Raw genomic sequence first — 20,144 nt, 5'->3', positions numbered from 1 at the left:
GAAGATAAAAGCCTGGCCGGAATCGGATAGCACTTTGAAGTAGTACTTTGCAGTAGCACCTTGAATACCCCCGGGCTCGCCTGCATATCCTAGCCAAACTTCCCATTAAGTAGAGAGTCGCCATGTCGATTATTGATCCGCGTACCGGCGAGGCGCTGACGGCGCCGGTTGACCAGACCACGACGGCACCCGCCGACGCCGCTGCCCAGCCCGGCGCCCAGCAGGGCGAAGCGGCCGAAGTGCGCCCGGAGGACGTGATTATCGACGCGGACGCCGGCAATATTCAGCAGATTCTGGAAGCCTCGATGCGGGTGCCGGTGCTGCTCGACTGCTGGGCGCCCTGGTGCGAGCCGTGCAAGACGCTGACGCCGGTGCTGGAAAAGCTCGCGGTGGAATACGGCGGCGCCTTTATCCTGGCCAAGCTCGACGTCGAGGCCAATTCGGATATTTCCGGCCAGCTGGGCGTACGCTCGGTGCCCGACGTCAAGCTCGTAAGCCAGGGCGGGCTGGTCGACAACTTTACCGGCGCGCTGCCGGAGAAAGAGATCCGCGAGTGGCTCGGCCGCTATTTTCAGCCGCCGGAAGACGCTCCGGCAAGCCCCGAGGAGCTGGCCGAGGCCGCCCTTGACGCCGGCGACGCGGCCACCGCCCGGGAGATCTATCAGACCCAGGTGGAGCAGTATCCCGAGCACTACGCCTACCAGGTCAGCCTGGCCCGGGCGCTGGTCGCCGAAGGTCGCGCCGAAGAGGCCCGCCGCGTCATCGACAACCTGCCGCCGGAGGAGCGCGACGCCGCGCCGGCCCGGGGCGTGCGCTCAAGCATCGAGTTTGGCGACCGCGCCCTGCCCCACGCAGAGATCGAGGCGCTAGGCGAGCGCGACGACAGCGAAGCCCGCTTCCAGCGCGCCCTGCGCCAGCTCGCCGACGGCCAGTACGAAGCCGGGCTCGAGGGCCTTCTGCGCCTGATGCAAAGCGACCGCGGCTACGGCGACGACGCCGCGCGCAAGACGCTGCTGCAGGTGTTCGACGCACTGGGCGCCGAGCATCCGCTGACCGTGGCCTACCGCCGCCGGCTGTTTGCGCTGCTTTATTAAGCGTTAAGCGTCAGCCTTGAGCAGCGTATCCATACGCTCGAGGGCGGCTTCCAGCTCGGCGGCCGTAGTGCCGAAGTTGAGGCGTACAAAGCCGGGATTGCCGAAATCCGCGCCGTCAGAAAGCGCCACCCCGGCGCGCTCTAAAAGCGCCTTCTGTGGCGTTTCACCGAGGCCCGCGTCACGCATGTCAAGCCAGGCGAGGTAGGTGGACTCGGGCGCGCTCATGCTCACCCCGGGCCAGCGGGCGACGTACTCGGCAATCCGCGCGCGGTGGCCGCGCAGGGTATCAAGCAGCGCCTGGCGCCATGGCTCCCCCCTGGCGTAGGCCGCCTCGGCCGCGCTCAGGCCCAGCACGTTGCACTCGGGCACCAGCCCCGCTGCCGCGGCGCTGAAGCGCTGGCGCAGGGCCGGGTCGGGAATCACCGCGCAGGCCGTGGAAAGCCCCGCCAGATTGAAGGTCTTGGACGGCGCCCAGAGCGTCACTGTTCGCGCGGCAAGATGGGGGTAGGCCGCCGCCAGCGGCCGGTGGCGCGCGCCTTCGTCGAGCAGCAGGTCGCAGTGTAGCTCATCGGAGACCACGTAGAGGTTGTGGCGCACCACCAGCTCGGCCAGCCCGGAAAGCTCGTCGTCGCGCCACACCCGCCCGGTGGGGTTGTGCGGCTGGCACCACAGCAGCAGGCGGGTTTCCGGGGTAATCGCGGCTTCCAGGGCCTCGAGATCCAGCCGCCAATCGCCGCCGGGCGCCTGCGGCTCGGCAAGTGCGGCCTGCTGAGCCAGCCGCCCGGTATGCTCCGCTACGCTCAAAAACGGCGGATAGATGGGGGTGACGGTCAGCACGCCGTCGCCGGGGTGGGTCAGCGCCAGGCTCGCCAGGTGCAGCGCCGGCACCACGCCGGGCAGCCACTGCTGCCACTCGGGCTCGATGGCCCAGCCGTAGTGGCGCCGGCTCCAGTCGCACAGCGCCGCTTGCAACCCGTCAGGCACATGGGCGTAGCCGTAAACGCCGTGGGCCACGCGCTGCTCAAGCGCGTCGATGACCGCCGGCGGCGAACGAAAATCCATATCCGCCACCCAAAGCGGTAGCACATCGTCGCCGTAGCGATGCCATTTTTTGGACGACCAGCCGCCGTCGGGGTGGCGCCGCTCGATCGGCGTGGCAAAATCAAACGCCATGTTAGCCCTCTGCTGTTGTGTATCGCTGATGCCCTGAATCACCAACAAGGATTACCGACAAGGATCACCGACATGCGTCATCATGGGAGTATCATCGTGCCCGCAGCATGCCGCGGCGACCGGCGCCGGGCAACCCGAGGAGTCAAGAACGCTCAGGAGCCATCCGTATGGCCATTCGTTACAACCTCTGGCTGGATCCGGATAATACGGCCCAGCACCGCGCCATGGAAGCCGAGCTGGAGCGCTATTTCATGGCGCGCTTTGCCGACTACCCGCATATCTCTCTGGCCGATGACGACCCCTACGACTATGATGCGCCGTTCAACCGGCTCTACGACGTGCTGTTCGCCCGTGCCGCCGAGCACTGCGAAAGCCACTGGGGATATGTGGCTACGCCCGCCCAGCTCAGCCGCTGCTTCTTCCGCGCCGTGGGCCGCTCCAACAAGATCCTGACCGACACGCCCGGCTAGCGCTGCCTTACTGCGCTCGGCGAGTGCCCATACGCCACGCTCAACCCATACGCCCCGCAAGAGATACCGCCATGCTGATCCGAACCGCGCACGCCCCCTCGGCGTCCGAGCTTGATATCATCACCTGCCAGCTGGGGCGTGCGCCCCGCGGCCTCGAGGCCATTGCCGCGGTGGACGGCGAAGGCACGCCGCTGGCCCTGCGCATGGCGCCGATGGTCAACGACGCGCCGTTTCCCACGCTCTACTGGCTGTGCAGCGGGCAGCTGAAAGTGGAAATCTCGCACCTGGAAGCCGCCGGCGTGATCAAGCAGCTGGAGCAGCGGCTCCAGGAAGACGCCGATTTTCTCGCCGCCTACCATCAGAGCCACCGCGACTACGTGGCCGAGCGCTGGTCGTGGATGAGCGAGGCGCAAAAGGCCGAGGTGGCCCGCCGAGGCTATACCCAAGTGCTCACCGAACGCGGCGTGGGCGGCATCAGCAACTGGGACCAGGTGCGCTGCCTGCACACCCAGTACGCCCACCACTTGGGCAGCCACAACGTTATCGGCCAGTGGCTGGACGATACCTATCAGCTGGATCGCTGCCTGCCCTGAGCGCTTGCGTCCCTCTACCTACCCACAAAACTGATACGACAAGGATTCCGGCATGGCACGTTTTTGCGCTTATCTTGGCTCCCGCCCGGGCAACCACCCCGCCTTTCGCCAGGCGGCGATAACGCTAGGCACCGCTATCGCCCGGCGCGGCCATACGCTGGTCTACGGCGGCGCGCGCATCGGCCTGATGGGCGAGCTTGCCAACGCCGCGCTTGACGCCGGCGGCGAGGTCATCGGCGTGATGCCCGACCACTTGGTGGAGCGCGAGCAGGCCCACTTCGGCCTGACCGAGCTTATTCGGGTGCGCGACATGCACGAGCGCAAGGCCACCATGGCCGCCAACGCCGATGCGTTCATGGCGCTGCCCGGCGGCATCGGCACGCTCGAGGAGCTGTTTGAAATCTGGACCTGGAGCTATCTGGGCCTGCACGACAAGCCGCTGGGCGTGCTCAACGTCGAAGACTTTTATACCCCGCTGCTGACCTTTCTCGACGCGACCGCCGGCCACGGCTTTTTGAACGCAGCGACCCGCAAGATGCTGCTCGACGCCGACGCGCCCACGACGCTGCTTGACGCCCTGGAAGGCCGGCTGCAAGGCTAAAGCCCCGTCCACAAGGAGTTTGCCATGTACGCCGTTAATTTCAGCCAGAAGCAGGCCCGCTGGCAGTCAGTGCCCGACCTCGCCCCGCCTGGGCCGGGCGAGGTGCAGATCCGGGTCGCCTACGCCGGAATCAACCGCGCCGATCTGATGCAGCGCGAAGGCAACTACCCGCCGCCGCCGGGCGTCACCGACGTCCCCGGCCTTGAGGTCAGCGGCACAATCGCCGCCGCCGGCCCCGGCGTCGATTCGCTGGCCGTCGGCCAGGACGTGTGCGCGCTGCTGGCCGGCGGCGGCTATGCAGAATACGTCAACGTCGACGCCCGTCAGGCGTTGCCGCTGCCCCAGGGACTGTCCCTGCGCGAGGGCGCCGGGCTGCCCGAGGTCTTTGCTACCGCCTGGCTCAACCTGTTCATGGAAGGCCGCCTGATACAGGGCCAGCGCGTGCTGCTCCACGCCGGAGCCAGCGGCGTGGGCCGAGCGGCGATTCAGCTGTGCCGGGCTTTCGGCCATCCCTGCTTTGTCACCGCCGGCAGCCAAGCGAAGCTCGACGCCTGCTCCGCGCTGGGCGCTGAAGCCGGCTTCAATCGCCACGACGGCAGCTTTGTTAGCGCGGTAAAAGCCTGGGACGGCGCCGACGTGATCCTGGATCCGGTAGGCGCAAGCTACCTGTCCGACAACCAGCGCGTGCTCAACGCCGACGGGCGTCTGGTGCTTATCGGCCTCATGGGCGGGCGGCACGCCGAGCTGGACATGGGACGGATGCTGATGAAGCGTCAGCGCCTGATTGGCTCTACCCTGCGCGCCAAGTCGTCGGCGGCCAAGGGCGACGTCATGCAGGCGTTATACGCCCACGTCTGGCCGCGGCTGGAGAGCGGCGAGATCAGCGCTCAGGTCGACCGCTGCTGGCCAATCGAGCAGGCCGATGCGGCCCACGCCTGCATGGCCGACAACGCCAACGCGGGCAAGATGCTGCTGGCGGTCAGCGCGTCGTCGTGAGCCTGAGGGTATAGGCGTAGGTCAGCTGCAGCAGGCGGGCGTCGTCGCCGGCGCGATGGCGCTGGATGCCGCGCTCGGCCATCAGCGCCTCTCGGGTCTGGCTCCACAGAGCCAGCTGATCTTCGCTGAGCAGCAGGTGCAGCGCCTCCAGGCGAAACGCCGGCAGCATGCCGGCATGGTGAAACAGCAGCGCAAGCCAGGTGTTATCAAAGCCCCAGCTGTCACTGTATACCTTGTCAAGGCCGCCGAGCTCCTCGTTGAGCCAGACGGCTACCTGGCCTACAGGAAGGCCTTCGCGCGCAAGGCGCGCGCGCGAGATGCCGTGGAGCCGCTCGGCCTTGGGGTCCCAGTGGGTCCACTCCGGCTGGGGACGAATCAGCAGCGCGCAGCGGCTACCGTCGCGGCGGGCAATACCCACCTCGATCGGATAGCTGCCGCGCCCGAAGCCGGACGCTTCGATATCCAGCAGTGTGGGTAGCGTCTCGGTCACGGGCGTTGGCATCCTGTGAAGCGCGCGATGGGGATAAAAAGAGGGGCAGGCCCTCGGGCTTACGCAGCGCCGGCCGGCAGCGAGTCCTCGGCCAGCTGCTGCCAGTATTGTGCCTGTTCGGGGTCTACCGCAAGGCCTAGGTCGCCCTCCCGGTAGGCCTGCATCAGCCGCTCGGCGGCGAGATAATGGCCGGCCTTGGCCGCCCGGGCGTACCAGGTCACGGCGTACTCGTCCCGGCGCGGATACTGCGCGCAGCCGTATTCATAGATGCGCGCCACCTGGTACTGGGCCTTGAGGTCGCCGGCGTGAGCGGCTTCTACCACGTAGCGGGCGCCGCGGGCCTTGTCCTGGGGCGAGGCGCTGCGATGGAACAGCATGTGGCCATACACCGAGAGCGCGTCCGGATGGCCGGCCTCGGCACAGTGCTTGAACAGCCTGAGCGTCAGTCGCTGGGTGCGCTTTGAGCGCGGCAGCAGCCAGCGAGTGTGAAACAGCCTGTCGGCCAGACGATATTCAAGACGCGTAAACAAAGATGATGCCTGCAGCATGGCGAACCACCTTGCCTTCAAGTTGAACCCGGAAAAGCCGCCAACAAAGGGCTTGCGGCTACCCTATTCTGCCATAGTCCGGCCTCTGGCCGGCTAACGGGCTGGCAAGCATACGCCGGGCACGTCAAGGACTCAACCCCCGGCATTTATCGCCTGCCGGCACCGCCGCTATCAGGATAATAGCCCCGGGCCAGGCCGAGGCCTGATAGCATAACGCCAAGCGTTTACTGCTTTCTTCAACGGTTCACGGAGTGCCCATGCTAAGCGTTGTATCCCCTGCCAAAAAGCTCGACTTTGAGACCCCGGCCACCACCGCCGAGCACAGCCAGCCCGACTTTCTCGACCACAGCCAAACGCTGATCGATATCCTGCGCGAATATTCACCGCAGCAGATCAGCGAGCTGATGAGCATAAGCGACAAACTCGCCGGCCTCAACGCGGCGCGTTTTGGCGAATGGCATACCCCCTTTACTGCGGATAACGCCAAGCCAGCCGCCCAGGCGTTTCAGGGCGACGTCTATGCCGGCCTGGCGGCGGCAAGCTTCAGCGACGCCGACAACCGCTTTGCTCAGTCGCATCTGCGTATCCTCTCGGGGCTTTACGGGCTGCTGCGCCCGCTGGATCTCATCCAGCCCTATCGTCTGGAAATGGGCACCAAGCTGGCCAACCCCGCGGGCAAGGATCTCTATGCGTTCTGGAAGCCCACCGTTACCCGAGCGCTGGATGACGCCATTGCCCAAAGCGGCTCCAAAGTGCTGGTTAACCTGGCCTCCAACGAGTATTTCAAGGCCGTGGATCACCAGGCCCTTGATGCCCGGATCGTCACGCCGGTGTTCAAGGACGAGAAAAACGGCCGCTACAAGATCATCAGCTTTTACGCCAAGAAGGCGCGGGGGCTAATGAGCGCCTGGATGATCCGCGAGCGGCTGGACGACGCCGAGGGGCTCAAGGACTTCAACGTCGCCGGTTACGGCTTTGATGCGGCGGCGTCAGAAGGCAATACCCTGGTGTTTACCCGGCGCGAAGAGGATCGTCCCCGAGGGTAGCGGCCACGGCTAGAAAAACGTCAGCGGGCGCGCCGAGCGCTGCTTCAAAAACCGCCGGTGCGCCTGGCTGAAGATCTGCGTATCGCAGCGCTCGATCCACTCATAGGCGGCCATGTCCGCCGTGATACTTACTGCGCCGCCGGTAACGGCGCGCTCCCTGGCAAGCCAAGCCTCATCCGGCCGACGGCTTGCCGTTGCCTCGCTCAGCCAGTAAACACGGTAGCCTGCCGCCAGCAGCCCAAGCGCCGTTTGCAGTACGCACACGTGCGCTTCGCTACCGCAGATCACGATTTGCGATGCATCCGCTGCCGCCAGGGCATCGCGAAAGCCGGCGTCCTCCATGGCGCTGAAATGCTGCTTGTGGAAAAGCTCGTAGTCTCCCAGGACATCCAGCAGTTCGGGTGCGCTCGCGCCGATTTTTTCCGGTGCCTGCTCGGTCACCCAGACCGGCACGCCAACAAGCTCTGCCACACCGGCCAGCCAGCCGGCCTCGCGTACCGCCTGCATCCCACCATCCACTACCGGTAGCAAACCGGCCTGCAGGTCAACGATCAGCAACAGGCTATCCTTACGATTCAGGCGCATATCGAACTCCGCTGACAGGCTCGAACCAGCGTGCCGGGCAGGCCGGTCGTCGCCAAGAGACAAAAAAAGCCACTCTGTAAGCGGCTTTTTCCTTCAACACTTTCCCTCAACGTTTCTTCAAGAACGTCAGGGTTAAAAGCCGTTAGGCAAAGCGTTATTCGGCCGCGTCTTCAGCCGAGTTTTGAATCTCGTCACCGGCCTCTTCCAGGCTTTCCCCGGCGTTTTCCATGCTTTCATCGATGCTTTCACCGGCTTCCTCCGCCGGGCCCTGATCTTCGCATGCCGCCAGACCGCCCGCCATCATCAATATGCCAAGCACTACCGCCAGTTGCTTCATCGTTACCTTCATAACCTGCTACTCCTTCGGGCGTTAAAAACAATCCGTTTGATGAACCTCTCTTGAAAGATACCAGAGCGCGCCTGAAGCGTCATGCCACCCCTGATGCTTTCATATTACCTGCACCGCCTTTCCTTGCGCGCGACTCCCCGGGGGTAGCTCTGCTGCACGCACCGACCAACCACGAGATGGCCACGCTTCGCTCGCCATGACCCAGGGGGTCGCGATGACGTGGCGGGTGCGGTCCTCACAGCCCGCTACCGTCGTCGCGAGGCGTTTTAACGCCGTGGCGATCTCGTATGGGCGGTGGCGCCGTCGGCAAACCCCGAGATGGCCACGCTCCGCTCGCCATGACACAGCCGCACACAAAAAACCCGGCGCTTGGCCGGGTTCTTTGCGTATTGGTGCCTGACGATGTCCTACTCTCGCATGGGGAGGCCCCACACTACCATCGGCGCTGAGCGGTTTCACTGCTGAGTTCGGCAAGGGATCAGGTGGTTCCCGCTCGCTATGGCCGTCAGGCGTAACCGGTGATATATCATGCTGTTCGTGATCGTCTCGCGTATCCGTCCTGTCTTGTTTGACATCTTCATCGTTGTCCTGCGACCCGACCCCTTGGGTGTTATAGGGTCAAGCCTCACGGGCACATTAGTACCGGTTAGCTCAACGCCTTGCAGCGCTTCCACACCCGGCCTATCAACCAGCTCGTCTTGCTGGGCCCTTCAGGAGGCTCAAGGCCTCGGGGATGTCTCATCTTGAAGGGGGCTTCCCGCTTAGATGCTTTCAGCGGTTATCCCGTCCGCACTTAGCTACCCGGCAATGCCACTGGCGTGACAACCGGAACACCAGAGGTGCGTCCACTCCGGTCCTCTCGTACTAGGAGCAGCCCTTCGCAAACATCCTGCGCCCACGGCAGATAGGGACCGAACTGTCTCACGACGTTCTAAACCCAGCTCGCGTACCACTTTAAATGGCGAACAGCCATACCCTTGGGACCGACTTCAGCCCCAGGATGTGATGAGCCGACATCGAGGTGCCAAACACCGCCGTCGATGTGAACTCTTGGGCGGTATCAGCCTGTTATCCCCGGAGTACCTTTTATCCGTTGAGCGATGGCCCTTCCATACAGAACCACCGGATCACTAGAACCTGCTTTCGCACCTGCTCGACGTGTCTGTCTCGCAGTCAAGCACCCTTGTGCTCTTGCACTCACTGCACGATGTCCAACCGTGCTGAGGGTACCTTCGTGCTCCTCCGTTACGCTTTGGGAGGAGACCGCCCCAGTCAAACTACCCACCACACACGGTCCTCGATCCGGATCACGGATCGGAGTGAGAACGCCAATGATGCCAGGCTGGTATTTCAAGGGTGGCTCCCCCCGGTCTGGCGACCGGGGTTCCAAGCCTCCCAGCTATCCTACACAAGCAACATCGGCGTCCAGTGTGAAGCTATAGTAAAGGTTCACGGGGTCTTTCCGTCTGGCCGCGGGTACACCGCATCTTCACGGCGATTTCAATTTCACTGAGTCTCGGGTGGAGACAGCGTGGCCATCATTACGCCATTCGTGCAGGTCGGAACTTACCCGACAAGGAATTTCGCTACCTTAGGACCGTTATAGTTACGGCCGCCGTTTACCGGGGCTTCGATCAAGCGCTTCGCCAAAGCTAACGCCATCACTTAACCTTCCGGCACCGGGCAGGCGTCACACCCTATACGTCCGCTTGCGCGTTAGCAGAGTGCTGTGTTTTTAGTAAACAGTTGTAGCCACCTGGTATCTTCGACCGCCTTCCGCTCCCCCCGCGTGGGGGTTCACGTACCGGCGGCGTGCCTTCTCCCGAAGTTACGGCACCATTTTGCCTAGTTCCTTCACCCGAGTTTTCTCAAGCGCCTGGGGATTCTCACCCTGACCACCTGTGTTGGTTTGGGGTACGGTCTCGCAGTATCTGAGGCTTAGAGGCTTTTCCTGGAAGCGTGGCATCGATGACTTCCAGCCCGTGGGCTGTTCGTCTCGTCTCTCGGCCTTGAACCACCGGATTTCCCTGATGGTTCAGCCTACGGACTTTCACCAGGACGACCGTCGCCTGGCTCACCTAGCCTTCTTCGTCCCCCCATCGCAATACTGTGAGGTACGGGAATATTGACCCGTTTCCCATCGACTACGCCTTTCGGCCTCGCCTTAGGGGCCGACTCACTCTGCTCCGATTAGCGTCGAACAGAAACCCTTGGTCTTCCGGCGAGGGCGTTTTTCACGCCCTTTATCGTTACTCATGTCAGCATTCGCACTCGTGATACCTCCAGCAGGCTTCTCAGCCTCCCTTCATCGGCTTACACGACGCTCCTCTACCACGTATCTAAAAAGACACGTCCGTAGCTTCGGTATCTGGTTTAGCCCCGTTACATCTTCCGCGCAGGCCGATTCGACTAGTGAGCTATTACGCTTTCTTTCAAGGATGGCTGCTTCTAAGCCAACCTCCTAGCTGTCTAAACCTTCCCACATCGTTTCCCACTTAACCAGAATTTGGGGACCTTAGCTGACGGTCTGGGTTGTTGCCCTTTCCACAATGGACGTTAGCACCCACTGTGTGTCTCCCACGCTGGCACTCACCGGTATTCGGAGTTTGCCTCGGGTTGGTAAGTCGGGATGACCCCCTAGCCGAAACAGTGCTCTACCCCCGGTGGTGATACGTGAGGCGCTACCTAAATAGCTTTCGAGGAGAACCAGCTATCTCCGGGCTTGATTAGCCTTTCACTCCGACCCACAGCTCATCCCCGCATTTTTCAACATACGTGGGTTCGAGCCTCCAGTTGATGTTACTCAACCTTCACTCTGGCCATGGGTAGATCGCCCGGTTTCGGGTCTATTCCCCGCAACTTGTCGCCCTGTTAAGACTCGCTTTCGCTACGCCTCCCCTACACGGTTAAGCTCGCTACGGAAAATAAGTCGCTGACCCATTATACAAAAGGTACGCGGTCACCCCATCACTAAGCCACCTCTGCTTGATTTTTGGGTTGAACGTTGCAGGCAACGTTAACCCTCAAGCGGATGTGATAATGATGAGCTCATCACGAAGAAGCTTAGTGATGGGGCTCCCACTGCTTGTACGCACACGGTTTCAGGATCTATTTCACTCCCCTCACTGGGGTTCTTTTCGCCTTTCCCTCACGGTACTGGTTCACTATCGGTCAGCCAGGAGTATTTAGCCTTGGAGGATGGTCCCCCCGTCTTCAGTCAAGGTTTCTCGTGCCCCGACCTACTCGATTTCACGCGATCGGATTTTCGACTACGGGGCTATCACCCACTATGGCGGCCCTTCCCAGGGCCTTCGTCTAATCGGTCACGCGCTTAAGGGCTACTCCCCGTTCGCTCGCCGCTACTGGGGGAATCTCGGTTGATTTCTGTTCCTCGGGGTACTGAGATGTTTCAGTTCCCCCGGTTCGCCTCGTATCCCTATGGATTCAGGATACGATACTCATCTTGTGATGAGTGGGTTGTCCCATTCAGAGATCGCCGGGTCAAAGGGTGTTTGCCACCTCGCCGACGCTTATCGCAGGCTTCCACGTCTTTCATCGCCTCTGGCTGCCTAGGCATCCACCGTGTGCGCTTCATTGCTTGACCCTATAACCCGAAGGAGTCGGGGTCGCAATGACAACGATATTGCCGGATACGCTTGAGACGTATCACATGATCTTCTCAAGGAAGATCGTTTTATCAGCATGATATATCTTGTTAAAGAGCACTGCCTGAAAGCAGTCATAAGCGTCGTGGCATTTCACGGGGCTTATGACTGCTCAGGGGCACATCGATCAGGTAATTCATTGTGGGCACTTGCCGGGCGGGTAGACGCATCGGTTAAGGAGGTGATCCAGCCGCAGGTTCCCCTACGGCTACCTTGTTACGACTTCACCCCAGTCATGAACCACACCGTGGTGATCGCCTTCCGAAGTTAGGCTAACCACTTCTGGTGCAGTCCACTTCCATGGTGTGACGGGCGGTGTGTACAAGGCCCGGGAACGTATTCACCGTGCCATTCTGATGCACGATTACTAGCGATTCCGACTTCACGGAGTCGAGTTGCAGACTCCGATCCGGACTGAGACCGGCTTTATGGGATTCGCTCACTCTCGCAAGTTAGCAGCCCTTTGTGCCGGCCATTGTAGCACGTGTGTAGCCCTACCCGTAAGGGCCATGATGACTTGACGTCGTCCCCACCTTCCTCCGGTTTGTCACCGGCAGTCTCCCTAGAGTTCCCACCATTACGTGCTGGCAAATAGGGACAAGGGTTTCGCTCGTTACGGGACTTAACCCAACATTTCACAACACGAGCTGACGACAGCCATGCAGCACCTGTCACTGCGCTCCCGAAGGCACCCCGAGATCTCTCTCGGGTTCGCAGGATGTCAAGGGTAGGTAAGGTTCTTCGCGTTGCATCGAATTAAACCACATGCTCCACCGCTTGTGCGGGCCCCCGTCAATTCATTTGAGTTTTAACCTTGCGGCCGTACTCCCCAGGCGGTCGACTTATCGCGTTAACTTCGCCACAAGGGTCTCAAAGACCCCAACGGCTGGTCGACATCGTTTACGGCATGGACTACCAGGGTATCTAATCCTGTTTGCTACCCATGCTTTCGCACCTCAGCGTCAGTGTCAGTCCAGAAGGCCGCCTTCGCCACTGGTATTCCTCCCGATATCTACGCATTTCACCGCTACACCGGGAATTCCACCTTCCTCTCCTGCACTCTAGCGCGACAGTTCCGGATGCGATTCCCAGGTTGAGCCCGGGGCTTTCACAACCGGCTGATCGCGCCGCCTACGCGCGCTTTACGCCCAGTAATTCCGATTAACGCTTGCACCCTCCGTATTACCGCGGCTGCTGGCACGGAGTTAGCCGGTGCTTCTTCTGTGAGTGATGTCTCCCTGCCGGGGTATTAACCCGACAGCGTTCTTCCTCACTGAAAGTGCTTTACAACCCGAGGGCCTTCTTCACACACGCGGCATGGCTGGATCAGGCTTCCGCCCATTGTCCAATATTCCCCACTGCTGCCTCCCGTAGGAGTCCGGGCCGTGTCTCAGTCCCGGTGTGGCTGATCATCCTCTCAAACCAGCTACGGATCGTTGCCTTGGTAGGCCGTTACCCTACCAACCAGCTAATCCGACATAGGCTCATCCGATCGCGGGAGCCAAGGCCCCCTTTCTCCCGTAGGACGTATGCGGTATTAGCCTGAGTTTCCCCAGGTTATCCCCCACGACCGGGCAGATTCCTATGCGTTACTCACCCGTCCGCCGCTCGACGCCCAGAAGCAAGCTCCTGTCGTTTCCGCTCGACTTGCATGTGTTAAGCCTGCCGCCAGCGTTCAATCTGAGCCATGATCAAACTCTTCGGTTTACGATCATTGTGATCCTTGCTTTCCGCTGCCCGAGGGCATTGGAAAAAGCGGATCAAACTTGGCTCAAGGTTTCAAACGTTCTCAAAAAATCCAGAAATCGAGATTTCCAAATTCTGACGAGTCGCTTGCCTTGATAGCAGGTGATTTGTCACCCACCCAGGCAAGCGCCCACATGAATTACCTGATCAACTTGTTAAAGAGCGTCTCGCTAACACCACTCGCCGGCGATGACCTGCCGCGGCGGCTGCGAGGAAGGCGTATTCTACACGCCTTGAAGCGCTTGTCAACGGCTGAATGCTTTCTTTAGCCATTCGGCTTCGGCAATAATACATTTCTGCCGATCGCTAACCTGCTGACAAACAAGGCCTTTTCGGGCCCCTTCACCGCCGGTGACGCTTGGCGTCGTCGGCAGCGGATGCGTACTATAGGATCTGACAGGGTGTTTGACAAGGGGTCTGGGCAAAAAGTTTTGCCCAGACCTTTTATATGGCTATCGGGAAGCCGTACCTACTTGAGCGTGACCCGAGCGTAGCGCTTTTTGCCGGCCTGGATCACGTAGGCCTGGCCGGTCGCCAGCATAGCGTCCTGGGCAGCGATTTCGCCGTCGACCCTGACGCTGCCGTTTTTCAACATGTCCTTCGCCTGGGCGCTGTTTTTGACCAGCTCGGCGCGATTAAGCACCGAGGCCAGGGGCGCTTCCGGACTCCCCTCGAAGTCAACCTCTACCTCGGGCAGGTCGTCCGGCAGCTCGCCGTCGGCCAGCTGGTTGCCCGCCGACCTGTGCGCCGTGGCGGCGGCCTCTTCGCCGTGATAGCGGGTGATCAGCTCCCGGGCCAGCTCCATCTTGATATCCCGGGGGTTGGCGCCCTCGTCGACCTGCTGCTTCAGCGCGTCGATGGCCTCGTTGGACTTGAGCGAAAGCAGGTCATAGTAGCGCCACATCAGGCTGTCGGGCATGGACACCAGCTTGTTGAACATGGTCCCCGGCGCCTCGTTCACGCCGACGTAGTTACCCAGCGACTTGGACATCTTCTGCACGCCGTCGAGGCCCTCAAGCAGCGGCATGGTCATCACGACCTGCGATGCCTGACCGTAATGCTTCTGGATTTCGCGCCCCATCAGCAGGTTGAACTTCTGGTCGGTGCCGCCAAGCTCGATGTCGGCTTCCAGCGCCACGGAGTCGTAACCCTGCACCAGGGGATACAAGAACTCATGGATGGCAATGGCCTGATTGGCCCGGTAGCGTTTTTCAAAGTCGTCGCGTTCGAGCATCCGCGCCACGGTGCTCTGGGCGGCAAGCTCGATCATCTTGGCGGCGCTGAGCTCGCTGAACCACTCGGCGTTGAAGCGCACCTCGGTTTTGGCCGGGTCAAGAATCTTGAACACCTGCGCCTTGTAGGTCTCGGCGTTACGCTTGACCTCCTCTTCGGTTAGCGGCTTGCGCGTCACATTCTTGCCCGACGGGTCGCCGATGCGGCCGGTAAAGTCCCCGATCAGAAAAATCACCGTATGGCCCAGATCCTGAAACTGGCGCATTTTGGTCAGCAGTACGCTATGGCCCAGGTGCAGATCCGGCGCGGTGGGGTCAAACCCCGCCTTGATGCGCAGCGTGCGGCCGGAGGCGAGCTTCTCCCTGAGCTCGTCTTCCAGCAAGATTTCGTTAGCGCCACGCGCCAGCAGCGCCAAGGCCTGATCCACCTCACTCATCTGTTTCTCTCCACTGACTGTTCAGGCCGCCTGATAGCGGGCGACGATGATAAACGGCGCACGATGTTATCATGCCCAGCCTTTGTGGTTAAGCTTTCGCCCGGGAGAAAGGACCGCCTTATGGAAAACCCTCCAGCCCTCTACGCCGGCCTGATGTCCGGCACCAGCCTCGACGGCGTCGACGCCGCGCTAGTGGCCCTGGCGCCGGACGCGCCGCCGCGCCTGCTCGCCACCCACGCCGAGCCCATGCCCGCCGCGCTTCGCGGGCAGCTGCTGGCACTGTGCCACGCCGACTCCGTCAGCTTTGCCGAGCTGGCCGCCGCGGAGCATGCGTTCTGCCACCTCCAGGCGCGCGCCGTAACGGCGCTGCTTGGGCACCACGGCGTTGCCGCCGACGCCGTGACGGCCGTTGGCAGTCACGGCCAAACCGTCGAGCACGCTCCCGGCGGTCATCGCGGTGGGCCGGCGTATACATTGCAGCTGGATAACCCCAGCCTGTTGGCCGAGCTCACCGGCTGCCGGGTGGTGGCGGACTTTCGCCGTCGCGACCTGGCCGCCGGCGGGCAGGCCGCGCCGCTGGCACCAGCGTTTCACCGGGCGCTATTTCATGATCGCCGGGAAGATAGAGTGGTACTGAATCTGGGCGGCTTTGCCAATATTACCTGGCTACCCCAGGACGGCGGCGCGCCGCTGGGGTTTGATACCGGCCCGGCCAATGTGCTGCTGGATGCCTGGTGCCAACGCCACGGGCACGGCCATTTTGATGAAGGCGGCGCCTGGGCCGCCTCGGGAAGCGTCAACTCGGCACTGCTCGAACGCCTGTTGGCGGAGCCGTTTTTCCACCAGCCGCCGCCGCGCAGCACCGGGCGCGAGCTGTTTCATCCGGGGTGGCTGGAAGCTCATCTAAGCGGTGGGGAAAACCCGGCGGACGTGCAGGCCACGCTTGCCGAACTTACCGCCGCAAGCGTCGCCCAGGGCATTGGCCAGCTACTGGATAACCGGCCGCTTACGCTGATAGTCGGCGGCGGCGGCGCGCATAACACCCACCTGCGCCAACGGCTGGCCGCCCACCTGCCGCGCGCCACCCTGCGCTCGGCAAACGACTGGGGCTGGCCCGCCGACTGGATCGAGGCCGGCGCCTTTGCCTGGCTGGCCTACCGCCGCCTGCACCACCTGCCCGGTAACCTGCCGAGCGTAACCGGCGCGGCCGGCGAGCGGGTGCTCGGCGGCGTTTATGCTCCCCGAACGTCGTCTACCTAAAAGTCGTCGGCGTCGCGCAGGGAAAGGCCGCTCGGCACCCGGCTTTCCAGCGTCGTGCCTTTTTGTACGGCGTCGGGCTCGGCGCCGAACGTCAGCATCAGCCGCAGATTGTTGGCCGAGTCGGCGTGGACCAGCGCCACGCTCTCGCTGACTTTCCCGGCGCGCGCCAGGTCGCACAGCGCCTGATCGAAGGTTTGCATGCCGCCATCACGCGAGGAGGCCATAGCATCCTTGATGTCACCGATTCGCCCCTTGCGGATCAGGTCGGCAATGCGCGGCGAGCGCAGCATGATTTCAATGGCCGCACAGCGCTTCTCCTCCGGGGTGGGCAACAGCTGCTGCGCCACAATCGCGTGCAGGTTGAGCGATAAATCGGTGAGGATCTGCTCGTGCTGCTCGTAGGGGAAAAAGTGCAGGATACGATCCAGCGCCTGATTGGCGTTGTTGGCGTGCAGCGTGGCCAGGCAGAGATGGCCCGTCTCGGCAAAGGTCAGCGCGTGCTCCATGGTTTCCCGGGTGCGGATCTCGCCGATCAAAATCACGTCCGGCGCCTGGCGCAAGGTGTTTTTCAGCGCTACCTCAAACGACTCGGTATCGATGCCTACCTCGCGCTGGTTGACGATACCGCGCTTGTGAGGGTGCATGTACTCGATCGGATCCTCGATGCTGATAATGTGCCCGCCGACGGTTTCGTTGCGCTCCTGAACCATTGCCGCCAGGGTCGTCGACTTGCCCGTGCCGGTGCCGCCTACCACCAGCACCAGCCCGCGCCTTTTTTGCGCCAGGCCGGCAAGCGAGCCGGGCACCCCGAGCGTCGCAAGCCGGGGGACTTCCAGCGCAATGCGCCGCACCACCATTGCTACCTGGTTGCGCTGCTGAAACGCATTGACCCGAAAGCGACCCGTGCCGCTCAGGCTCAGCGCAAAGTTGATCTCCCGGGTCTGCTCAAACTCATCGCGCAGCCCCGCGGGCAAAACGTACATGACAAGATCGGTCACCTGCTGGACATCCAGCGGCTGCTCGGTCACGGGCTCAAGCCCGGTAGGCATTTTCAGCGTTGGCGGCACGCCGACCGAAATCAGCAGGTCCGACGCCTGACGCTCGATCATGGTCGTCAGCAAAGTGTGAACAAACTGTGCCGCTGACGCGCCGGCGGTACTTTCCATACGCGCTCTCCCCTTACGCACTCTTGCCTTGCGCCTTCCCTGGAAGCCGTCCTTGCCCGGTGGTCTTACAGCGCCAGCGGCGCCTTGGCCTGGGACTGCGCCTGCTCGCGGCTGATAACGCCGTGCCGCACCAGGTTGATCAGCGCTGCGTCAAGCGTCTGCATTCCCAGGCTGCCGCCGGTCTGCATCGCCGAGTAAATCTGGGCGATCTTGTCTTCGCGGATGAGGTTGCGCACCGCCGGCGTGGCCACGAGGATTTCGTGGGCGGCCACGCGCCCGCCGTCCTGGCGCTTGAGCAGCGTCTGGGAAATCACCGCCTGCAGCGATTCGGACAGCATCGAGCGCACCATGCCTTTCTCCGCCCCGGGAAAGACGTCGATGATACGATCAATGGTCTTGGCCGCCGAGGTCGTGTGCAGCGTGCCGAACACCAGATGGCCGGTCTCGGCCGCGGTCAGGGCCAGGCGAATGGTCTCCAGGTCGCGCAGCTCGCCCACGAGAATAACGTCGGGGTCTTCGCGCAGGGCGCTGCGCAGGGCACTGGCGAAGCTGCGGGTGTCGCGGTGCACCTCGCGCTGGTTGACGAGGCAGCGCTTGCTGGTGTGGACAAACTCCACCGGGTCTTCAATGGTCAAAATATGCTCTTGGCGATGACGGTTGACGTGGTCGACCATGGCCGCAAGCGTTGTGCTCTTGCCCGACCCGGTGGGGCCGGTGACCAGCACCAGCCCCCGCGGCAGCATGGCAAGCTGCTCGAAGACCTGTCCCATCCCCAGGTCCTCCATGGACAGCACTTCGCTTGGGATGGTACGAAAGACCGCGCCTGCCCCGCGCGCCTGGTTGAAGGCGTTCACGCGAAAGCGCGCCACGCCGGGCAGATCGAACGAGAAGTCCGTCTCCAGATGCTCCTCGTAGTCGCGGCGCTGGTTATCATTCATGATTTCGTAGATCAGCTGGCGCACCGCGGTATTATCCATTTCCGGCACATCCAGCCTTCGCATGTCGCCATCAACGCGTATCATGGGCGGCAAACCGGCCGACAGGTGCAGGTCAGAGGCGTTCTGCTTTGCCGCAAATGCCAGCAGTTCAGTAATATCCATCTTTTTCCCCAGCTACGGTAATGTGTTGAGCATGACAAACGACGCCCTTCCCGACTCTCTTGCCAGCGTGCGCCAGCGCCTGGCTCGCGCGCTGGCAAGCGCCGGGCGGCCGCCGAACGATGCCTGCCTGCTGGCGGTGAGCAAGACACAGCCGGCAGCGGCGATCCGACATGCCCACCGGCTCAATCAGCGCCACTTTGGCGAAAGCTACCTGCAGGAAGCCATGGACAAGCAGGCCGAGCTTGACGACCTGGATGACATCGTCTGGCACTTCATCGGCCCGCTGCAGTCGAACAAGACCCGCGCCGTCGCCGAGCGCTTTTCCTGGGTACACAGCGTGGATCGCCTCAAGGTCGCCCGCCGCCTAAGCCAGCAGCGCCCGGACGCCCTGCCGCCGCTCAATATCTGCCTGCAGGTCAACGTCAGCCACGAGGCCTCCAAGTCCGGCGTCATGCCCGAAGCGCTCGGCGAGCTTGCCCGGGCCGTGGCGGAGCTGCCCGGCCTTTCGCTTCGCGGCCTGATGGCCATCCCCGCCCCGGCCGAGACGTTCGACGCCCAGCGTAAGCCGCTGGCCGAGCTGCGCACCTGCCTGCATGACCTCAAAAAAACGCTCGATGCCCCCCTGGATACGCTATCCATGGGCATGAGCGGCGATCTTGAGGCCGCCATCGCGGAAGGCGCTACGCTGGTGAGACTCGGCACCGCCGTCTTCGGCACCCGCTAACGCTTCGGATAATGACATCAGGATAACCACATGGACACACAAATAACATTCATCGGCGCGGGCAACATGGCCGGCGCCATCATCGGCGGGCTAACCCAAGGCGGCACTTCCGCAGGCTGCATTACCGCCACGGCGCCCGACCAGAAGCAGCTGGCCGACATCGGCGCGCGCCTGAGCATTCACACCACGACCGACAACGCCGCCGCTGCGGACGCCGCCGACGTGCTGGTGCTGGCGGTCAAACCCCAGCTCATGCGCGAGGTATGCCAGGGGCTTGCCGACAGCGTGCAGCAGGCGCGCCCGCTGGTCATTTCCATTGCCGCGGGGCTTGATGCCACCACCATCGACGGCTGGCTCGGCGGCGGCAACGCCCTGGTGCGCTGCATGCCCAACACCCCATCGCTGGTCGGCCAGGGCGCCAGCGGCCTGTACGCCAACGACCGCGTCAGCGACGCCCAGCGCGACACCGCTACCCGGCTGATGCAGGCCGTGGGCCTGGTCGAGTGGGTCGACGACGAGTCGCTGCTCGACGCCGTCACCGCGGTGTCCGGCAGCGCGCCGGCCTACTTCTTCCTGATGTTTGAGGCCATGGAAGACGCCGGCGTCCGGCTCGGCCTGCCCGCCGACACCGCCCGCCGGCTGGCCATACAAACGGCGCTGGGTGCGGCCACCATGGCCGGGCAGAGCGAGCACGACCCGGCCACGCTCAAGCAGAACGTCATGTCGCCGGGCGGCACCACCGAGCGCGCCATTGCCACGCTCGAAGATGCCAACCTGCGCCAGGCCATGGATGACGCCATGCAGGCCTGCGCCGAACGCGCCCGGCAGATGGCCGCAGAGCTGAGCGGCGAACGCTGATTGCCGAAAGC

General features: G+C 62.8%; 17 protein-coding genes and 3 rRNA genes. 9 read left to right on the top strand and 11 right to left on the bottom strand.

Annotated features, from left to right (window positions below; genetic code table 11):
* Window positions 1-122 precede the first annotated feature (122 nt).
* The gene (locus tag ACZ46Y_RS02475; protein WP_311956396.1) at window positions 123-1,094 is read left to right on the top strand and encodes a tetratricopeptide repeat protein; all 972 of its coding nucleotides are present in this window, start codon (window positions 123-125) and stop codon (window positions 1,092-1,094) included.
* A gap of 3 nt (window positions 1,095-1,097) precedes the next feature.
* On the opposite strand, the gene ACZ46Y_RS02470 is transcribed toward ACZ46Y_RS02475, so the two are convergent.
* Window positions 1,098-2,267: a MalY/PatB family protein gene (locus ACZ46Y_RS02470; protein ID WP_311956395.1), complete on the bottom strand. Its 1,170-nt coding sequence runs from the start codon at window positions 2,265-2,267 to the stop codon at window positions 1,098-1,100.
* 167 nt (window positions 2,268-2,434) lie between these two features.
* Here ACZ46Y_RS02470 and ACZ46Y_RS02465 point away from each other — a divergent pair, with 167 nt between their 5' ends.
* The 4 genes from ACZ46Y_RS02465 to ACZ46Y_RS02450 all read left to right on the top strand — a co-directional run bounded on the left by ACZ46Y_RS02465 (window position 2,435) and on the right by ACZ46Y_RS02450 (window position 4,927).
* On the top strand, window positions 2,435-2,737 hold the full coding sequence (locus ACZ46Y_RS02465) for a hypothetical protein (RefSeq protein ID WP_311956394.1): 303 nt from the start codon (window positions 2,435-2,437) through the stop codon (window positions 2,735-2,737).
* 71 nt (window positions 2,738-2,808) lie between these two features.
* Entirely contained in the window at window positions 2,809-3,330 is a 522-nt protein-coding gene (locus ACZ46Y_RS02460) for a DUF501 domain-containing protein (protein ID WP_311956393.1), read from the top strand.
* Window positions 3,331-3,382: 52 nt separating this feature from the next.
* Window positions 3,383-3,931, top strand: a complete 549-nt coding sequence (locus ACZ46Y_RS02455) for an LOG family protein (protein WP_311956392.1) — start codon at window positions 3,383-3,385, stop codon at window positions 3,929-3,931.
* Window positions 3,932-3,955: 24 nt separating this feature from the next.
* Window positions 3,956-4,927, top strand: coding sequence for an NAD(P)H-quinone oxidoreductase (locus ACZ46Y_RS02450; protein WP_311956391.1), 972 nt, complete (start codon window positions 3,956-3,958; stop codon window positions 4,925-4,927).
* Here ACZ46Y_RS02450 and ACZ46Y_RS02445 read toward each other — a convergent pair.
* Window positions 4,911-5,417: a 3'-5' exonuclease gene (locus ACZ46Y_RS02445; RefSeq protein WP_311956390.1), complete on the bottom strand. Its 507-nt coding sequence runs from the start codon at window positions 5,415-5,417 to the stop codon at window positions 4,911-4,913. The genes ACZ46Y_RS02450 and ACZ46Y_RS02445 overlap by 17 nt on opposite strands.
* Window positions 5,418-5,476: 59 nt before the next feature.
* Window positions 5,477-5,965: a tetratricopeptide repeat protein gene (locus tag ACZ46Y_RS02440; RefSeq protein WP_311956389.1), complete on the bottom strand. Its 489-nt coding sequence runs from the start codon at window positions 5,963-5,965 to the stop codon at window positions 5,477-5,479.
* Window positions 5,966-6,222: 257 nt separating this feature from the next.
* On the opposite strand from ACZ46Y_RS02440, the gene yaaA reads away from it, so the two are divergent.
* Window positions 6,223-7,011 (top strand): peroxide stress protein YaaA, encoded by a 789-nt coding sequence (gene yaaA, locus ACZ46Y_RS02435; RefSeq protein WP_311956388.1) that lies wholly within the window; start codon window positions 6,223-6,225, stop codon window positions 7,009-7,011.
* A 9-nt stretch (window positions 7,012-7,020) separates the two neighbouring features.
* On the opposite strand, the gene ACZ46Y_RS02430 is transcribed toward yaaA, so the two are convergent.
* The 6 genes from ACZ46Y_RS02430 to tyrS all read right to left on the bottom strand — a co-directional run bounded on the left by ACZ46Y_RS02430 (window position 7,021) and on the right by tyrS (window position 15,025).
* The gene (locus ACZ46Y_RS02430) at window positions 7,021-7,596 is read right to left on the bottom strand and encodes an isochorismatase family protein (protein ID WP_311956387.1); all 576 of its coding nucleotides are present in this window, start codon (window positions 7,594-7,596) and stop codon (window positions 7,021-7,023) included.
* 154 nt (window positions 7,597-7,750) lie between these two features.
* A complete protein-coding gene (locus tag ACZ46Y_RS02425; protein WP_311956386.1) occupies window positions 7,751-7,945 on the bottom strand; it encodes a hypothetical protein in 195 nt (64 codons plus the stop codon).
* Between the two features lie 394 nt (window positions 7,946-8,339).
* Window positions 8,340-8,455, bottom strand: a 5S ribosomal RNA gene (gene rrf, locus ACZ46Y_RS02420).
* A gap of 104 nt (window positions 8,456-8,559) precedes the next feature.
* A 23S ribosomal RNA gene (locus ACZ46Y_RS02415) occupies window positions 8,560-11,549 on the bottom strand.
* A 235-nt stretch (window positions 11,550-11,784) separates the two neighbouring features.
* Window positions 11,785-13,317, bottom strand: a 16S ribosomal RNA gene (locus ACZ46Y_RS02410).
* Together the 16S, 23S and 5S rRNA genes form the textbook arrangement of a ribosomal RNA operon.
* A 508-nt stretch (window positions 13,318-13,825) precedes the next feature.
* Entirely contained in the window at window positions 13,826-15,025 is a 1,200-nt protein-coding gene (gene tyrS, locus ACZ46Y_RS02405) for a tyrosine--tRNA ligase (protein WP_311957065.1), read from the bottom strand.
* A 120-nt stretch (window positions 15,026-15,145) separates the two neighbouring features.
* On the opposite strand from tyrS, the gene ACZ46Y_RS02400 reads away from it, so the two are divergent.
* On the top strand, window positions 15,146-16,285 hold the full coding sequence (locus ACZ46Y_RS02400) for an anhydro-N-acetylmuramic acid kinase (RefSeq protein ID WP_311957066.1): 1,140 nt from the start codon (window positions 15,146-15,148) through the stop codon (window positions 16,283-16,285).
* On the opposite strand, the gene ACZ46Y_RS02395 is transcribed toward ACZ46Y_RS02400, so the two are convergent.
* Together ACZ46Y_RS02395 and ACZ46Y_RS02390 are read right to left on the bottom strand one after the other, a co-directional pair.
* Entirely contained in the window at window positions 16,282-17,451 is a 1,170-nt protein-coding gene (locus tag ACZ46Y_RS02395) for a PilT/PilU family type 4a pilus ATPase (protein ID WP_311957068.1), read from the bottom strand. The two genes, ACZ46Y_RS02400 and ACZ46Y_RS02395, sit on opposite strands and share 4 nt — an antisense overlap.
* A gap of 65 nt (window positions 17,452-17,516) precedes the next feature.
* Window positions 17,517-18,551 (bottom strand): type IV pilus twitching motility protein PilT, encoded by a 1,035-nt coding sequence (locus ACZ46Y_RS02390; protein ID WP_311957069.1) that lies wholly within the window; start codon window positions 18,549-18,551, stop codon window positions 17,517-17,519.
* Window positions 18,552-18,582: 31 nt separating this feature from the next.
* Between ACZ46Y_RS02390 and ACZ46Y_RS02385 the strand changes: the two genes are divergently transcribed.
* Together ACZ46Y_RS02385 and proC are read left to right on the top strand one after the other, a co-directional pair.
* Window positions 18,583-19,275 (top strand): YggS family pyridoxal phosphate-dependent enzyme, encoded by a 693-nt coding sequence (locus ACZ46Y_RS02385; protein ID WP_311957071.1) that lies wholly within the window; start codon window positions 18,583-18,585, stop codon window positions 19,273-19,275.
* 30 nt (window positions 19,276-19,305) lie between these two features.
* Window positions 19,306-20,133 carry a pyrroline-5-carboxylate reductase gene (gene proC, locus ACZ46Y_RS02380; protein ID WP_311957072.1) on the top strand — a complete coding sequence of 276 codons (828 nt, stop codon included), beginning with the start codon at window positions 19,306-19,308 and terminating at the stop codon, window positions 20,131-20,133.
* Window positions 20,134-20,144: the final 11 nt, after the last annotated feature.

The organism is Halomonas garicola, from assembly GCF_055382465.1.
The sequence above is the reverse complement of the archived record's forward strand: the minus strand, read 5'-3'. Positions and strand labels throughout refer to the sequence as shown.

Excerpts from the sequence above, each read along its gene's own strand:
- ACZ46Y_RS02475 (WP_311956396.1), top strand. The coding sequence starts at position 123 with ATGTCGATTATTGATCCGCGTACCGGCGAGGCGCTGACGGCGCCGGTT.
- ACZ46Y_RS02470 (WP_311956395.1), bottom strand. The coding sequence starts at position 2,267 with ATGGCGTTTGATTTTGCCACGCCGATCGAGCGGCGCCACCCCGACGGC.
- ACZ46Y_RS02465 (WP_311956394.1), top strand. The coding sequence starts at position 2,435 with ATGGCCATTCGTTACAACCTCTGGCTGGATCCGGATAATACGGCCCAG.
- ACZ46Y_RS02460 (WP_311956393.1), top strand. The coding sequence starts at position 2,809 with ATGCTGATCCGAACCGCGCACGCCCCCTCGGCGTCCGAGCTTGATATC.
- ACZ46Y_RS02455 (WP_311956392.1), top strand. The coding sequence starts at position 3,383 with ATGGCACGTTTTTGCGCTTATCTTGGCTCCCGCCCGGGCAACCACCCC.
- ACZ46Y_RS02450 (WP_311956391.1), top strand. The coding sequence starts at position 3,956 with ATGTACGCCGTTAATTTCAGCCAGAAGCAGGCCCGCTGGCAGTCAGTG.
- ACZ46Y_RS02440 (WP_311956389.1), bottom strand. The coding sequence starts at position 5,965 with ATGCTGCAGGCATCATCTTTGTTTACGCGTCTTGAATATCGTCTGGCC.
- yaaA (WP_311956388.1), top strand. The coding sequence starts at position 6,223 with ATGCTAAGCGTTGTATCCCCTGCCAAAAAGCTCGACTTTGAGACCCCG.
- ACZ46Y_RS02430 (WP_311956387.1), bottom strand. The coding sequence starts at position 7,596 with ATGCGCCTGAATCGTAAGGATAGCCTGTTGCTGATCGTTGACCTGCAG.
- ACZ46Y_RS02425 (WP_311956386.1), bottom strand. The coding sequence starts at position 7,945 with ATGAAGGTAACGATGAAGCAACTGGCGGTAGTGCTTGGCATATTGATG.
- tyrS (WP_311957065.1), bottom strand. The coding sequence starts at position 15,025 with ATGAGTGAGGTGGATCAGGCCTTGGCGCTGCTGGCGCGTGGCGCTAAC.
- ACZ46Y_RS02400 (WP_311957066.1), top strand. The coding sequence starts at position 15,146 with ATGGAAAACCCTCCAGCCCTCTACGCCGGCCTGATGTCCGGCACCAGC.
- ACZ46Y_RS02395 (WP_311957068.1), bottom strand. The coding sequence starts at position 17,451 with ATGGAAAGTACCGCCGGCGCGTCAGCGGCACAGTTTGTTCACACTTTG.
- ACZ46Y_RS02390 (WP_311957069.1), bottom strand. The coding sequence starts at position 18,551 with ATGGATATTACTGAACTGCTGGCATTTGCGGCAAAGCAGAACGCCTCT.
- ACZ46Y_RS02385 (WP_311957071.1), top strand. The coding sequence starts at position 18,583 with ATGACAAACGACGCCCTTCCCGACTCTCTTGCCAGCGTGCGCCAGCGC.
- proC (WP_311957072.1), top strand. The coding sequence starts at position 19,306 with ATGGACACACAAATAACATTCATCGGCGCGGGCAACATGGCCGGCGCC.